General features: G+C 36.5%; 14 protein-coding genes. All 14 read left to right on the top strand.

The genetic code is table 11. The features are described 5' to 3' along the window. Positions 1 to 45: 45 nt before the first annotated feature. The 14 genes from AB5026_RS13745 (at position 46) to AB5026_RS13680 (ending at position 15,719) form a co-directional block, all read left to right on the top strand. On the top strand, positions 46 to 840 hold the full coding sequence (locus tag AB5026_RS13745) for an immunoglobulin-like domain-containing protein (protein WP_022426287.1): 795 nt from the start codon (positions 46 to 48) through the stop codon (positions 838 to 840). Positions 841 to 927: 87 nt separating this feature from the next. Beyond that, positions 928 to 2,346: a sugar transferase gene (locus AB5026_RS13740; protein ID WP_129976130.1), complete on the top strand. Its 1,419-nt coding sequence runs from the start codon at positions 928 to 930 to the stop codon at positions 2,344 to 2,346. A gap of 266 nt (positions 2,347 to 2,612) precedes the next feature. Further along, on the top strand, positions 2,613 to 4,661 hold the full coding sequence (locus tag AB5026_RS13735) for a nucleoside-diphosphate sugar epimerase/dehydratase (RefSeq protein WP_334295416.1): 2,049 nt from the start codon (positions 2,613 to 2,615) through the stop codon (positions 4,659 to 4,661). 50 nt (positions 4,662 to 4,711) lie between these two features. After that, on the top strand, positions 4,712 to 5,917 hold the full coding sequence (locus tag AB5026_RS13730; RefSeq protein WP_129976244.1) for a DegT/DnrJ/EryC1/StrS aminotransferase family protein: 1,206 nt from the start codon (positions 4,712 to 4,714) through the stop codon (positions 5,915 to 5,917). After that, positions 5,914 to 7,113: an ATP-grasp domain-containing protein gene (locus AB5026_RS13725; RefSeq protein ID WP_092069194.1), complete on the top strand. Its 1,200-nt coding sequence runs from the start codon at positions 5,914 to 5,916 to the stop codon at positions 7,111 to 7,113. The genes AB5026_RS13730 and AB5026_RS13725 overlap by 4 nt, the downstream gene beginning before the upstream one ends. 15 nt (positions 7,114 to 7,128) lie before the next feature. After that, complete coding sequence (locus tag AB5026_RS13720) at positions 7,129 to 7,719, top strand: sugar transferase (protein WP_022426282.1); 591 nt, start codon at positions 7,129 to 7,131, stop codon at positions 7,717 to 7,719. 15 nt (positions 7,720 to 7,734) lie between these two features. Beyond that, positions 7,735 to 8,940, top strand: coding sequence for an ATP-grasp domain-containing protein (locus AB5026_RS13715; RefSeq protein WP_129976242.1), 1,206 nt, complete (start codon positions 7,735 to 7,737; stop codon positions 8,938 to 8,940). Positions 8,941 to 8,992: 52 nt separating this feature from the next. Beyond that, complete coding sequence (locus AB5026_RS13710; RefSeq protein ID WP_278635599.1) at positions 8,993 to 10,219, top strand: glycosyltransferase; 1,227 nt, start codon at positions 8,993 to 8,995, stop codon at positions 10,217 to 10,219. 38 nt (positions 10,220 to 10,257) lie between these two features. Further along, complete coding sequence (locus tag AB5026_RS13705; RefSeq protein ID WP_129975962.1) at positions 10,258 to 11,265, top strand: glycosyltransferase family 2 protein; 1,008 nt, start codon at positions 10,258 to 10,260, stop codon at positions 11,263 to 11,265. Positions 11,266 to 11,280: 15 nt separating this feature from the next. Continuing rightward, entirely contained in the window at positions 11,281 to 12,369 is a 1,089-nt protein-coding gene (locus tag AB5026_RS13700) for a glycosyltransferase (RefSeq protein WP_129975960.1), read from the top strand. Between the two features lie 11 nt (positions 12,370 to 12,380). Next, positions 12,381 to 13,826, top strand: a complete 1,446-nt coding sequence (locus AB5026_RS13695) for an O-antigen polysaccharide polymerase Wzy family protein (RefSeq protein ID WP_129975957.1) — start codon at positions 12,381 to 12,383, stop codon at positions 13,824 to 13,826. Then, positions 13,823 to 14,479 carry a lipopolysaccharide biosynthesis protein gene (locus AB5026_RS13690; protein WP_368213500.1) on the top strand — a complete coding sequence of 219 codons (657 nt, stop codon included), beginning with the start codon at positions 13,823 to 13,825 and terminating at the stop codon, positions 14,477 to 14,479. The genes AB5026_RS13695 and AB5026_RS13690 overlap by 4 nt, the downstream gene beginning before the upstream one ends. After that, entirely contained in the window at positions 14,455 to 15,246 is a 792-nt protein-coding gene (locus tag AB5026_RS13685) for a lipopolysaccharide biosynthesis protein (RefSeq protein ID WP_368213498.1), read from the top strand. The genes AB5026_RS13690 and AB5026_RS13685 overlap by 25 nt, the downstream gene beginning before the upstream one ends. After that, entirely contained in the window at positions 15,243 to 15,719 is a 477-nt protein-coding gene (locus AB5026_RS13680; protein ID WP_368213497.1) for a DapH/DapD/GlmU-related protein, read from the top strand. Before AB5026_RS13685 ends, AB5026_RS13680 begins: the two co-directional genes overlap by 4 nt. Positions 15,720 to 15,876 lie beyond the last annotated feature (157 nt).

The following is a 15,876-nucleotide window of genomic DNA, read 5'->3' as shown; positions in this document are numbered from 1 at the left end:
CAACAACGGATCAAAGTGTTGGGAAAGGCCGGGAGCAGCAAAAATATGAAGAAATTTTTTGTGTTTTTATTAGTGGTCATCTGCCTTGGTATGGGAGCCGGTGTAGTATACATGAAGAGCTCCGAGGATAATGAAGGACCGAAGATCACATTTGAAGAGGGAAAAGATACGAATTATACATCCGATATGACAGAAGAGGATCTTCTGAAGGATGTAAAGGCACAGGATGACAGAGATGGAGATGTTACAGAGTCTCTTACTGTAGAAACCATATATCCGAAGAATGACGGAAAACAGGTTTCTGTTATCTTTGTTGCAAAGGACAAAAACAACAATGTAACAAAAAAAGAATTTACCATGGAAGCTCAGGACGGCAGTGCCGAAAATCCGCAGCTGGGACTGATCGATAATGACGGTCTCACAGAGGATGGAGATTCCACAGACACCACAGAGCCTGCAGAAGAGACAGATATGCAGGATGGGACAGAAGCAGACAGCACAGATGCTGAAAGCGGAGATTCCGCAGAAGGAGAACTGACTCCGGAGGAACAGGCGCAGAAGACACAGGAAGACAAGATTGAGCAGCTTTCTCCGCAGGATCCGAAGATGTATCTGACTACCTATTACGTAGAGGTACCGGTAGGAACTACGCTGGATAAATTAAGCTATGTAAAGGATATCCAGGATGATACAGAGTCAACCAGTGATCTTTTCAAAAGGATCCAGATCACCGGTGATGTAAATACAGCTGCACCGGGAACTTACGAGCTTACATATTATGTAGTCGACAACAGTGGAAACAGCTCCAACGGAGCCGTACTTACCATTGTCGTGAAATAAATATCATCCCCTCTCTAGGTGCCTGAGATACCGGAGAGGGGATAAAAGCAACAAAAAATGTAAGCGAGGGAAGGCGTAGAAAAGAATATGTATCAAAAAGAAAACAGCAGCTGGGTAAAACATGCAGATTTTGCGATTTGCGATATGTTGTGTCTGCAGCTTGCGTTTGTACTTGCATACTGGATCCGAAACGGGATCGGTCAGCCATACGAGACAGAGCTGTATCGAAATGTGGCAGTGGTGATGTTTCTTATCCAGCTGATGGTCACATTTTTTAATGAAAGCTTCAGCGGAGTTCTGCGAAGAGGAATGCTGGTGGAACTGAAGAAAACCTTTGAACAGTGTACACTGGTCTGCCTTCTGGTCCTGGCATATATGTTTCTTTTAAGAATTGGAAACAATTATTCCAGAATGATCCTGCTGATCACCTATGTGCTTTATACCTGCTTCAGCTACTGCGGCAGACAGGCACTGAAGAAATTCCTGAAGGATCACAGATACGAAGAAAGCGAGAAGCGATCCCTGCTGATCGTTACAGTCAGTGAAAATGCAGACAATGTGGTGGAAACCATCCGCAAGAATAATTACGGAACCTATCATCTGGCAGGAATCGTCTTTATGGATTGTGACAAGAAGGGTGCATCCGTCTGTGGAGTACCGGTAGTAGCCGGGAGTGAGGATATGATCTCCTATATCCATAAGAACTGGATCGATGAAGTATTTTTTGCAGTGCCTAAGGAAATCCCGATCCCGGAGCAGATGATCAAGGATTGCTCTGCAATGGGAGTTGTCATCCATATGAGACTGGCAACTATGAAATCTCTTGGCAAGAACCAGGTGGTGGAGGAGCTTGGCGGATACACTGTGCTTTCCAGCAGTATCCACATTGTGACACCGCGCCAGATGTTTGTGAAACGAGCTATGGATATCGCAGGCGGTCTGGTAGGTTGTCTTTTTACAGGAATCGCAGCGATCTTTCTGGTTCCGGCCATCAAGATCAAATCTCCGGGTCCTGCATTTTTCTCACAGGTCCGCATGGGAAAGAACGGTCGTCCGTTCAAGATCTATAAATTCCGCTCCATGTATATGGATGCAGAAGAACGCAAAAAAGAACTGATGAAACAGAATAACATAAAAGATGGAATGATGTTCAAAATGGATGATGATCCACGAATCATCAAAGGAGTAGGACATTTTATCCGAAAGACATCCCTGGATGAATTTCCACAGTTCTGGAATATTCTGAAAGGAGATATGAGTCTTGTAGGAACCAGACCGCCGACAATGGATGAGTGGGAGAAGTATGAGCTTCACCATCGCAAACGTCTGGCCATCAAGCCGGGACTTACCGGTATGTGGCAGGTAAGCGGTCGAAGTGATATTACGGATTTCGAGGAAGTCGTAGAGCTTGATACAAAGTACATTGCCGAATGGTGTCTGAAGCTGGATATAGAGATCCTGTTTAAGACAGTTATGGTCGTTTTCCGCGGAAGCGGCGCAAAATGATCCATACATATTGAGATTCGAATATAATGACCCGGGCTGCGAAGATGCAGTCCGGGGATAAAAATAAATTAGATAAGTTATAAATATAAAAGAGGAAGTAAAAAATGCAGATTTTATTGATCATGCTGATCGTAGTACTTCTTGCGTTCTCGGTCCTGCTTCTGGCGCTGGCAAAACAAAGTCCCAGGGAAAAGCAGACAGAAGACAAAGAGCAGGAAGAATACATCAGGGATTATGCAGAAACAGTAAGACAGACCGGAGGAAGTATGAAGAAGTTAGAACATTGGAAAGTAATTGCGATATATCTGATCATCTATGACATGATAGCTGTTAATTTTTCTTATTTTATGGCGCTGCTGGTGAGATTCGATTTTCGGTATTCCTCGATCCCCACAGACTATTTTGTCGCGTGGAGGAGTTTTGCACCAATCTATACCATTATCATCCTGGCAGTGTTCGGATGCATGCATCTGTATAACAGTGTATGGCGTTTCGCAAGCTTCCATGAGCTGATCAAGATCACGGTAGCAACTGTGATCACTGGCGTTCTGCATATTGTGGGTATCACGATCTTCTGGGGACGGATGCCGGCTTCCTATTATCTGATCGGTATCATGTTGCAGTTTTTCCTGACTGTAGGCGTACGTTTCTCCTATCGTTTTGTACTTCTTGAGCGGAACCGCAGAGAAAAGAGCGAGCGTGCGGAGCGGAGCAAAAACGTGATGATCATCGGTGCAGGAGAAGCGGGAAGGACCATTGTCCGGGAGCTTCAGAATGCAAAGGAAACCAATTCCAGAGTACGCTGCCTGATCGATGACAATCCGAATAAATGGGGAAGATACATGGAAGGCGTTCCGGTGGTAGGCGGAAGAGACGATATTTTTCTCAATGTGGACAAGTATCATATCAATCAGATCCTTCTTGCGATCCCGACGGCAACACCGCATCAGAAGCGGGATATCCTGAACATTTGCAAGGAAACCGGCTGCGAGCTGAAGCAGCTTCCTGGTGTATATCAGCTTGTAAACGGAGAAGTATCCCTGAGCAAGATGAAAAAAGTAGCAGTGGAGGATCTTCTCGGACGAGACACCATCAAAGTCAACATGTCAGAGATCTTTCAGTATCTGAAGGGCAAAAGGATCCTGGTAACAGGAGGCGGCGGTTCCATCGGAAGCGAGCTCTGCCGTCAGATCGCAGGTCATGAGCCGGAGCTTCTGGTGATCTTCGATATTTATGAAAATAACGCTTACGACATTGAGCAGGAACTGAAGGCCAGTTATCCGAACCTGAACCTGAAGGTACTAATTGGCTCCGTCCGTGACAGCAAAAGGATCAACTGGGTATTTGAAACCTATAAGCCGGAAATCGTATATCATGCAGCCGCACATAAGCACGTGCCGCTGATGGAGAACAGCCCATGTGAGGCGATCAAGAACAATGTGGTAGGAACCTATAAGACTGCATATGCGGCAATGATGAACGGCTGCCAGCGATTTGTGCTGATCAGTACCGACAAGGCCGTAAACCCGACCAACATCATGGGCGCCAGCAAACGACTCTGCGAAATGGTAGTCCAGAGCATGAACATGGTTAGCCACAACGGACACACCGACTGGCTGCCACGACTTGGCGGACACAGAAAAGAAACCCTGGATGCACTTCACGACAACGAAGGCCAGGCATATGTAAGTGAGAACCATACATCGAAAGCAGGAACCGGCACAGAATTCGTAGCTGTACGATTCGGAAACGTTCTGGGCAGCAACGGAAGCGTGATCCCGCTGTTCAAGCGCCAGATCGAAAAAGGCGGTCCTGTCACCGTCACACATCCGGACATCATCCGTTACTTTATGACCATTCCGGAGGCCGTAAGCCTTGTCCTCCAGGCAGGAACCTACGCCAAAGGCGGCGAGATCTTCGTCCTGGACATGGGAGCCCCGGTAAAGATCGACACCCTTGCCCGAAACCTGATCAAGCTTTCCGGCTACACCCCGGACGTAGACATCAAAGTCACCTACACCGGTCTCCGCCCAGGCGAAAAGCTCTACGAAGAAAAGCTGATGGCCGAAGAAGGCATGGAGAAAACTCCAAACGACCTCATCCACATCGGCAAACCCATCGAAATGGACGTACAGGAATTCTTCAAACAGCTGGAAGTCCTGGCAGCATATGGCTACGCCAACAGCGAAAAGATCCGAGACATCGTAGCCGCGATCGTACCGACCTATCACTCTGCGGATTCCGACCTGAAGCTGCATAAGAAGGTGTATGAGGAGCTGATGAGTGAGGCGGCTGTGGCTGCGGAGAAGAATTGATAACTGATCAATAATTTATATATATACGAAAACGAAGGAGTGTTGAAAAAATGAAAATCCCATTTTCACCGCCAGATATTACAGAGGCAGAAATCGAACAGGTAGCAGAGGCTTTAAGATCCGGATGGATCACAACAGGCCCGAAAACAAAAGAACTGGAAAGAGAAGTTGCGGATTTATACGGTACCAATAGAGCTGTATGCCTGAATTCGCAGACTGCATGTGCGGAAATGACACTTCGTCTTCTGGGAATTCACGAAGGCGATGAAGTGATTACTTGCGCTTATACCTATACCGCAAGTGCATCGGTGGTGTGTCATGTCGGGGCAAAGCTGGTTCTTATTGATACACAGGAAGATTCTCTGGAAATGGATTATAACAAGCTGGCAGAAGCTATTACAGAAAAAACAAAAGTGATCATTCCGGTGGATCTTGGCGGAGTGCCATGCGACTATGACAGGATCTTCTCTATCGTAGAAGAGAAAAAGAAGCTTTTCCATCCAGCCAATAAGCTTCAGGAAGCAATCGGAAGAGTTATCGTAATGGCAGATGCAGCCCATGCATTTGGTGCGACCTGGCATGGAAAACCAGTGGGCAGCATTGCGGATTTTTCAAACTTCAGCTTCCATGCAGTGAAAAACTTTACGACAGCGGAAGGCGGCGCTGTGGCATGGAGAGATATCAAAGGAATTGATAATGAAGAAATCTATCATCAGTACCAGCTGTTATCACTTCATGGTCAGTCAAAGGATGCCCTTGCCAAAACACAGCTTGGCGCCTGGGAGTATGACATCATCGGACCTTGGTTTAAATGCAATATGACCGATGTAGTTGCCGGAATCGGACTGGCGCAGATGAAACGGTATAAAGGTCTCCTTGCACGAAGAAAAGAGATCATCAGCAGATATGATGCAGCATTTAAACCACTTGGCATCGAAGTACTGGATCATTACAACGAAGAGCATCAGTCCTCCGGACACCTGTACATCACCAGAATCCCGGGAATCAATCTGGAGCAGAGACACGAGATCATCGTCAAAATGGCAGAAAAAGGGGTTGCCTGCAACGTACATTACAAACCACTGCCAATGATGACTGCTTATAAAAATATGGGATTTGATATCAAGGATTACTCGAATGCTTATAAGCGATTTGAAAATGAGATCACATTGCCGTTGCATACGAAGTTGACGGATGAGGAAGTGGAGTATGTGTGTGAGATGTTTTGTGGGATTGTGAAGGAATATATTAAATGAAAAAAATCATGATTTTGGGAGCAAGTATATTACAGCTTCCAGCGATAAAAAAGGCAAAGGAAATGGGTCTGGAAGTTGTAGTTGTCGATATGAATCCGGACGCAGTAGGCTTTCAGACAGAAGGAATCGAAAAAGAAATCATAAGCACGATTGATATACCTGAGATAGTGAAAGCCGCAAAAAGACATGCTATTGATGGAATCATGACACTTGCTACGGATATGCCAATGAGAGCAGTAGCGGCAGTGGCAAAGGAAATGAATTTGATTGGAATCAGTGCAGATACAGCTGTGAAAGCAACAAATAAAGCAGAAATGCGGAAGGCACTGAAAAAAGCAGGTGTTCCAATTCCTGTATTTTACAAAGTATCTACTAAAGAAGAATATCTGGAAGCAGTAGGAAAAATAAAAGAAGCAGGTTATCGATGTATTATAAAACCGGCAGATAATTCGGGAAGCAGGGGAATCGATCTGCTTAAAGATTATGACAGTGAAACTGTGGAAAAGGCTTATAACTACAGTAAGGAATCTTCAAGGTCCGGAGATCTCATGGTTGAAGAGTATATGGAAGGATCAGAGGTAAGTGTAGAAACTTTAAGTGTCAACGGCGTATGCCATGTTATTCAGATTACAGATAAGCTGACAACAGATGCACCATATTTTGTAGAAATGGGACATTCACAGCCATCAGGTCATACAGAAGAAATAAAAAAGCAGATAGCGGAGGTGGCTATTGCAGCGAATCACGCAATTGGTATTTCAAATGGACCATCCCATACAGAAATCAAAATAACGAAGGATGGACCTAAAGTTGTAGAGCTTGGAGCGCGGCTGGGAGGAGATAATATTACGACTTATCTTACGCCTCTTTCCACAGGTGTAGATATGGTTGAAAGTTGTATACGAATTGCACTTGGTGAAACTGCAGACTTAGAGCCTAAATTTCATAAAGCATCTGCTATAAGATATTTTAGAGTTGAGCAAGGTTTCATCAGAGATATCAGGGGACTTGAAGAAGCCAGAAAGATTCCAGGTGTAAAACAGATTTATGTTGTACATGGGATCGGGGAAAAAATGAATGGCATAAAGAGTAGTGGAGATCGCAGCGGCTTTGTAATCGCTCAGGCAGATACAGCTGAAGAGGCTGTAGAAATATGTGAAAAAGCACTGGATTTAATAGAAATAGAAATGGAGTAAGGGAAGTATAAATTCATGTATGAAAGATACATAAAAAGATGTTTGGATGTTATATTTGCAGTCATTGCACTGCCAATCGTATTAGTAGTCTGTATTATTTTTGGGGCACTGATCTGGCTGGAGGACAGAGGAACAATTTTTTATCTGGCAAAGAGAAGGGGAAAAGACGGGACAATCTTTAATATGTATAAGCTTCGTTCCATGAAGGTAAATGCGCCAGATATTAGAAATAAGGATAATTCAACTTTTAACAGTGCAGATGATCCAAGAGTAACAAAAATCGGAAAGCTGATGAGAAAAATTTCAGTTGATGAGCTACCGCAGGTATTTAATATTCTGAAAGGAGACATGAGCTGGATCGGACCAAGGCCAGTAACAACAGACAGACCATTGTCTGAGTATGACCAGAAAAGAAAAGATCGTTTAAAAGTAAAACCAGGCATTACAGGGTATACACAGGCCTATTATCGAAATAATATTTCGCAGGAGGACAAACTGGCTTTGGATGCAAAATATGCACAAAAAGTAACATTTCTGGGAGATTTGAAGATTTTCTTTAAAACAATTGAAACTGTAGTATGCAGAAAAAATGTTTATACAAATTAGAAGGGAGAAGAAAAAATGGGTGTTGAAGGAAAAAGACTTTTAGTATTAGGTGCTGGAAGAGGACAGATCGGACTATATAAAGCAGCAAAAGAGATGGGAATCACAACAATTGCAGGAACCATGCCTGATAATAATCCTCCAGGAATTCCTCTGGCAGATGAAGTGTGCTTTATGAATATCGCAAATCCTGATGAGGTTGCTAAAAAAGCAGCGAAGCTTAAATTGGACGGAGTGGCTACTTGCTGTCTGGATACAGGGATTTCAGCTCTTGGAAAAACCTGTGATTCTTTAGGATTAACAGGACTTCCGGAAAAAGCAGCCATCATGTGTAATGATAAGTCAAAAATGAAAAAAGCATTTATGGAATACGGTGTAAGTACAGCACAGTATTTTGAAATTTCCAGTGAAGAGGAATTAAAAAATGCATTGGATAAAATTAAATTACCAGTGATCATTAAAGCAACGGATTTACAGGGAAGTAATGGAATTTACATAGCAAAAACAGAAAAAGATGCCTATGACGGATTTCATGCAGCAATGGGATTAACAAAAAGATCGTACTGTATTGTAGAAGAGTTCATAGAAGGATGGGAATTTGGTGCGCAGGCATTTGTATATAACAATGAGGTACTTTTTGTTATGCCACATGGTGACGAAACTTATATGAGCCATACGGCAGTACCGGTAGGCCATTATGTTCCGCTTGACTGTGATGAAGATGTTCACAAACAGACAGAAATAGCAGTAAAAAGCGCAATCAAGGCATTGGGATTAAATAACTGTGCAGTAAATGTGGATCTGATCCTCCGGGATAATAAAGTGTATGTCATTGAGCTTACCGGACGTGTAGGTGCAAACTGCCTTCCAGAGCTTGTGGAAATCAACTTTGGAATCGAATATTACAAAATGATCGCAGCAATGGCTGTTGGAGAAAATCCGTTGGAGTATTGGGAAAAGAAACGTGAGACTACAAAAGCCGGACTTGCAAAGATGATTTTGGAAACACATCAGGGAGGTATTCTTGACTATATAAAATCAAATAATAATGACAGTGAAGATGTTTTAGAAATAACATTTTTTAAACATGAAGGGGACAACATAAGAGTATTTGAAAATTCTAATGATTGTATAGGCCAAGTGATAGTACAGGGTAATAATCATGAAGAGTGTGAAATTACATTGAATAGTATACTGAAAAATATTGAAATGAAATTAAAATAGAGTATTTATAAAATTATGTATCAAATACAGGGAGTTTGAAAAGTTAGATATTATGAAAACATTGTGCATATTTGCAAATGAGTTTCCATATGGCAGTTGGGAAGCATATCTTGAAACAGAAGTGAAATTTTATTCAGAGTTCGATAAAGTATATATTTTTTCACTTCAATTAAGAAAAGAACATGCAAAAACAAAAAGATCACTTCCAGAAAATTTTGAAGTTATACCAATCTGGTATGCACCAAAATGGAAATATTTATTGAATTGTGTTCGTGTATTAGGCGATGTGAATTTGTATAAAGAATTGTTTTTGTTAGGAAAGAAAGGTCAATTAAAAATAGGACGTATAATAGATTTGTTTATTTATTTAAGCAGATCGAATTATGAAATGAGAAAAATCAAAAAAAGTGTAGAATTACAGAAATTGAAAAATGCAATTTTCTATTCGTACAGATTTGAGTATCAACCATATGTTGCTATGCTTTTGAGAAAAGAACTTAAAACAGATAATAAAATTATATCACGTGCACATCGCTACGATTTATATGAAGAATTTAGAAAAAATAAATATATACCATGTAGGGAGTTATTGATAAAGAACTTAGATGCTGTTTATCCATGCTCAGAAGATGGCACTTGCTATCTGCAAAGTAGATTTCCTAAATACAAAAATAAGATTAAAACAAGATTTCTAGGAACGTTAGGATGCGGACAAAAGAAATATAATAAAGAGGATGAATTAAGAATTGTCAGTTGTTCTAACGTAGTACCAGTTAAAAGATTAGATTTAATAGTGGAAACATTACAGCATATTTTGGATATCAATATTAAATGGACTCATTTTGGTGATGGGATTATGATGAATCAAATAAAAGAAATGTCAAGAGAATTGCCCGAGAATATTAAAATTGATTTCCGTGGAAATGTCAAGAATAGTGACTTATTGGAAGTATATAAAAATAATCAATTTGATCTTTTTTTGAATGTTAGTTTATCAGAAGGAATTCCAGTATCTATCATGGAAGCTTTATCATTTGGAATTCCCTGTATTGCTACAGATGTAGGCGGAACTAAAGAGATAGTTATAGATGGATATAATGGATGGTTGCTGAAAAAAGATTTTAAAGAAGAACAGTTAGTAAATATCATAAGAAATTATTGTAATTTGAATAATGAGCAAATTTTAAAATTGAGAGAATGTGCATATGAGTCTTGGAAAGAAAAATATAATGCGAAAAAAAACTACACAACTTTTGTAGACAAATTACAAAAAATATAATTTCTTAACTTATATTTTGTGGGAGTAAATAAAATAGAATGAATGAAGAATTAATTAGTATAATTGTGCCGGTTTATAATGTTGAAGCATATATCCATCAATGTATTAAAAGTATTATAGAGCAAAGTTATAAAAATTTAGAAATCATACTCGTTGATGATGGGAGTAAGGATAAAAGCGGAAAAATATGTGATGATTATGCAAGAAAAGATAAAAGAATAAAAGTTATACACAAGAAAAATGGTGGATTATCCGATTCAAGAAATGCAGGAATCACTGTTGCTACGGGTAAATATATAGCATTTGTGGATAGTGATGATTGGATAGAAAAAAACATGTATGAAAAAATGTACAATGAATGTGAAAAATTCGGAGCAGATATATGTATATGCGGATTTTTTAGAGAGTACAAAGATAAGACGATTTCTGAGTGTAATTTTGGAGAAAGAGTATATGATACAGAATCTGCACTTGAAGAGTTGATCAAAGGGCGAGTAATTAAAGATCATGCAGGGACTAAATTATATAAAAGATTTTTGTGGGATAATGTAGAATATCCTGTCGGAAAAGTGTATGAAGATATACGGACGACATATAAAATCATACAGAAATCAAAAATGGTATGTCTGTTACCAGATAGCATGTATCATTACAGGCAAAGAAAAGGGAGCATTGCAAGATCTGGATTTTCTGAACAGAAGATAGAATGGTTAGAAGCTGTTAAAGAAATGGAAGCAAATATAAAGAAAAATACTTCTGAATATGATGAAGTTTTATATAAAAGAATTATGGAAGTCGAATGTAGCCTATTGAGAGAGTATTTTTTGTATAGTACAGAAGAACAGCTTAAAAAAAATTATTTGTTAGGGAAAAAAATATATTTAGATATAAGAAAAAACAGAAGAATTTTCTGGAATAGAAATACAACAAAAGTATTTAAGTTAATTTCTTTGATGTCTTATTTTCCCATGGGAGTTACAGCGAAAATTTTTAAAAGTAATGCAATGAAACAGTATATTGAAAAAAAATATGTTTATTATGTATAATAAGGAGCAAGATTTTTGAAAAAAATATTATTTTGTATTGATTCATTAAAACCTGGTGGTGCTGAAATAATTATGTGCAATACTGTAAATGAATTAGTAAAAGATTCGAATTTGGACATTACAGTTCAGTTACTTCAAAAAGAACAAAAGTTGAATCTTGATGAAAAAGTAAAAGTTAATACATTTATGAATAATAATATCTTTTATAGAAGAATAATAAAATGGATGCCTGCATCTATTCTTCATAAATTGATTATAAAAGAAAAATATGATTATGAAATTGCATTTATGGAGGGTGCATCAACAAAAGTTATATCAGGATGTCATAATAAAAAGACAAAAACATATGCATGGATACATACAGATATGGAAAAGTACAGATGGTCACAAAGAAGTTATAGAAGTGTAAAAGAAGAAAAAAGAGCATATTCGAATATTGATAAAATATTTGCTGTTTCTTCAGATACAAGAGATATATTTGAAAAAAAATACAATAAGCCAGCAACATATGTGCAAAATATATTGAATGATAAGAAAATAAACATATGTGCTGATAAAGAGAAAAATATTTATGGTGATCATCAATTTCATATAGTATCTGTTGGTTCTATAAAACCTATAAAAGGATATGAACGGCTTATTAAAGTGCATAGAGCATTAAAAAATGAAGGCGTAAAATGTGTACATTACATTTTAGGTGATGGACCTTCTTATGCAGATTTAAAACAAAAAATTACAGAGAATGATTTAGAAGATAGGATTATATTGAAAGGATATATAGAGAATCCTTATCCGTGGATTAAAGAAGCAGATATGTTGGCGTGTGTTTCATATGCAGAAGGATATAGTAGTGTTGTATGCGAAGCGGTAATTTTGGGAGTTCCGGTTATTACAACAGAATGTTCAGGAATGAAAGATATTTTAGGTGATTCTGAATATGGATTAATTGTAAAAAATGATGATATTTCAATAATAAATGGGATAAAAAAAATGGTAACCAATAAAGAATTTTATCAAAAATATTTATTGAAAGTAAAAGAACGAAGAACAGAATTTAGTGTTGATAATGCTGTTAAACAATTGAAAACTAAATTGGAAATTTAGGAGAAAAAAGCATGAGTAGAAATGTTAGGTATCTTTTGTTAGTTTTTTTTAATTGTTTATGTATAGTGTTTTTTTTGATTTTTAATATAGATATGCTATTTGGAATTGCAATGTTATTATGGATTGATTTGATCGTTTATGCAGTTTCAAAATTTAATGAACGAAGTGTTTTTTTTGGCTTTTTAGTAACTTTTTTTATATTTCTTATGGGAAGACAAATGTTGGAAATCTTTGGATTGCATAAAATAGAAACAGATTTTCCTGACAGTGTTCAAAAAAAAACAGAAATAACGCTTCTATTAAGCTTAATGGGTCTGTTTGGGGGATATATTATAAGCGGATATATAAAGAACTCCAAAATGAAAATTAGAATCAAAAAGAAACAGAACAATGAGCAAACGTTGCTAGTTCCGTATATTAGAAAGGTTAGTAGTATACTTTTTCGGATTACATATATCTTTGCAATATTGAAAGTTTTAGAGTCCGCGATTTATGTTTCATATGCAGGATATTTATCAATGTATACGTCCTTTTCGAGTAACTTACCATATATTATACAAAAATTAGCCGAGTTATCACCTATATTAATGTTTACATATTTAGGAACACTACCATCCAAAAAAGAATGTCAATGTAATATAGTTTTATACATAATATATCTTTTATCAACTCTTGCAACAGGAAGACGATTTGAATGTATTGGTGGATTGCTATTGCTTGTTGTATATTATGCATTACGAAATGAAAATACAGATAATCAGAAAGAAAGATGGATTGATAAAAAAACAATATTGATTATAGGGATAGGCGCATTAGGCATTATTATTGTTGCCAATATTATTGGAACTTCCAGATATGGAACAGAATCTTATCAAAAAACTAACGGATATTTGCTTGATTTTATATATCAACAAGGTGTGAGTATTAATGTTATAAAGAGATATATTGAATATGGAGCAAATTTGCCAAAGGGAAAATTGTATTTTATAGGATCGACCTTATCTGTACTTGCAAGGAGTCCAATAGGAAGAATATTAAATATCGCGGTATATGGTGGAAATACAGTTGAAAATGCTATGAATGGATTTTCATTTGCACATGCTTTGTCATATTTAGTAATGGGAAAACAATACTTGAACGGTAATGGTATGGGATCTTCATATATAGCTGAAATTATGTATTCTTTTGGATATATGGGAGTATTCATTGCAAATATATTTTATGGTGTTTTTTTACGTAAATTTTTTAAACTTAAAAAAGATAAAGTTTGGATTAATACAATTATTATTATCATGATGAAATCATTGTTTTTTGCTCCAAGGGGATCGTTTGACGCCTTTTTTTCAGATCTGTTATCCGTTAATGTATGGTTGACGCTTATTTTTGTTTATTTGTTCTCTAGTATGATTTATAAAAATAAGAAAAAAACGTATGCTAAAAGAGGAAGAAACGTATGAAAGAAAAAAATATATATTTATTAAAAAATCTGATACTGTTTTTTTTAGCTAGTTTTCTTCCTAAAACAATTTCTTTTTTTTTGGTTCCATTATACACAAATTGTTTATCAACTACAGAATATGGGACAGCGGATTTATTGATTAATACAGTTTCATTATGTGTACCGATTTTAACTTTAGTGGTTCAAGATGCAGTAATGAAATTTACATTGGATAATCAGCATGATAAAAAAATTGTGTTTACAGTAGGAATTAAAATTACATGCATAGGTTTTCTTATATTATCTATCGGATGTACACTGTTAAAAACTATTGGAATATTAAAATTAGATTATTTTTATATTTTGTTTTTAGTCTCAAATTATTTAGTATCTGCTTTAGTTGAAATGATTTCTTATTTTTGCAGAGGAATAAATCAAATAGTAATTTTAACAGTTTCCAGTGTAGCACAAACAATGACAACTATAGTATCAAATTTGTTATTTTTGCTTGTATTAAAAAGTGGACTTAAGGGATACTTGTTTTCTATTTTACTAGGATATTGTGTTAACATATTAATTGTGTTTTTTGGAGCTGGCTTACATAAATATATTGATTTTAGACATAGAGATAAAAACTGGAAAAAGAAATGTTTATGTTTAGTGCTCCATTAATCGCAAGTTCATTATCTTGGTGGATAAATAACGCTTCAGATAAATATATATTGACATATATGTGTGGTTTATCTGTGGTTGGAATTTATTCTGTTGCATATAAGATTCCAACGATTTTATCTGTACTGGGAACGGTAATATCAAAAGCATTTACGATATCAGCGATAAAAGAAATTGACACAGATGATACAGATGGATTTTTAGGAAAAAGTTATTCTTTGATAAGTTATGTCATGACTGTAGGATGTGCTGTATTAATTTTATTAAATCCGTTTTTATCAAAATTGCTGTTTGCAAAAGATTTTTATATAGCATGGAAATTTGTTCCTCCACTTTTAATTGCGTTTTTGATGTCAGCAATTTCTGGAACGTGTCAAAGTATACTTACAGCAATTAATAAAACAACTATAATTTCTTTTACAGCAATTTTAGGAGCGTTTGTAAATGTTATTCTTAATATTATATTAATTCCTTTATATGAAGGATATGGTGCTGCGGTAGCAACTATGTTCAGCTTTTTCGTCTGTTGGATAGGAAGATATTTAGAGTTGAAGAAATATGTTAAATTCAAGAACAAAATTTCAAAGGAAATAATAGCTTATTCTTTGGTAAGTATAGAAATGATTTTAGCGTATGAAGAAAATAAATATATCTGGATGGAAAGCTTGATAGTTGTTTTGATTATAGTGTTGTATCATAAAGAAGAAATTTATTTTATTAAGAATATATTTACAAAGAAAAAATATGTTATGGAGAAGAAAAAGTGAAAAGATTGATAAGATACTTAAAGATGTTGTATATAGTATGTTGTAAAGGGGGATATGCCAGAGCAAAATTATTAAAAAAATGGGAATATTTTAAAAAGCAAGGTGAGAATTGTTTCTTTCAACCTTGGAATTTTGGATCAGAACCGTATTTAATTTCATTTGGAAATAATGTTCATATAGCAAGTGGTGTTACATTTGTAAACCACGATGTTACAGCTTATATGTTTCAAAATATGGATAATAAGAAATATAAAATGAGATATGGCGAGATTAAAATAGGAGATAATGTTTTTGTCGGGACTAATAGTACAATTTTATATGATGTCAAAATTGGTAATAACGTTATTATTGGAGCTGGGAGTTTGGTGAATAAATCAATTCCTGATGGTGTTATAGTAGGTGGAGTCCCTTGTAAAATAATAGGAAAGTTTGATGATTATAAAAAAAGAATAGAATTTATAGATAATATGTAAAAGATAAAATTTATCAAGAATATATGATGAGAAATGATACAAATTAATCATAATATTCAAAATACCCAGGAAGCCTCACGGAGACTATGAAGAAAAGTCTGTAAATAATAATCTTCTATGATAATGATTGAGCTGGAAGCGCTAAATTGGAGCTTCC

The organism is Blautia sp. RTP21359st1_E11_RTP21359_211015 (genome assembly GCF_040910705.1).
GTDB lineage: Bacteria > Bacillota > Clostridia > Lachnospirales > Lachnospiraceae > Blautia_A > Blautia_A fusiformis.
Note: the sequence above shows the minus strand (reverse complement) of the source record. Positions and strands in the feature narration are given on the sequence as shown.

Bases quoted from the DNA above. Each gene is read 5' to 3' on its own strand.
- AB5026_RS13705 (WP_129975962.1), top strand. From the start codon at position 10,258: ATGAATGAAGAATTAATTAGTATAATTGTGCCGGTTTATAATGTTGAA.
- AB5026_RS13735 (WP_334295416.1), top strand. From the start codon at position 2,613: ATGAAGAAGTTAGAACATTGGAAAGTAATTGCGATATATCTGATCATC.
- AB5026_RS13730 (WP_129976244.1), top strand. From the start codon at position 4,712: ATGAAAATCCCATTTTCACCGCCAGATATTACAGAGGCAGAAATCGAA.
- AB5026_RS13745 (WP_022426287.1), top strand. From the start codon at position 46: ATGAAGAAATTTTTTGTGTTTTTATTAGTGGTCATCTGCCTTGGTATG.
- AB5026_RS13720 (WP_022426282.1), top strand. From the start codon at position 7,129: ATGTATGAAAGATACATAAAAAGATGTTTGGATGTTATATTTGCAGTC.
- AB5026_RS13715 (WP_129976242.1), top strand. From the start codon at position 7,735: ATGGGTGTTGAAGGAAAAAGACTTTTAGTATTAGGTGCTGGAAGAGGA.
- AB5026_RS13690 (WP_368213500.1), top strand. From the start codon at position 13,823: ATGAAAGAAAAAAATATATATTTATTAAAAAATCTGATACTGTTTTTT.
- AB5026_RS13725 (WP_092069194.1), top strand. From the start codon at position 5,914: ATGAAAAAAATCATGATTTTGGGAGCAAGTATATTACAGCTTCCAGCG.
- AB5026_RS13695 (WP_129975957.1), top strand. From the start codon at position 12,381: ATGAGTAGAAATGTTAGGTATCTTTTGTTAGTTTTTTTTAATTGTTTA.
- AB5026_RS13685 (WP_368213498.1), top strand. From the start codon at position 14,455: ATGTTTATGTTTAGTGCTCCATTAATCGCAAGTTCATTATCTTGGTGG.
- AB5026_RS13710 (WP_278635599.1), top strand. From the start codon at position 8,993: ATGAAAACATTGTGCATATTTGCAAATGAGTTTCCATATGGCAGTTGG.
- AB5026_RS13740 (WP_129976130.1), top strand. From the start codon at position 928: ATGTATCAAAAAGAAAACAGCAGCTGGGTAAAACATGCAGATTTTGCG.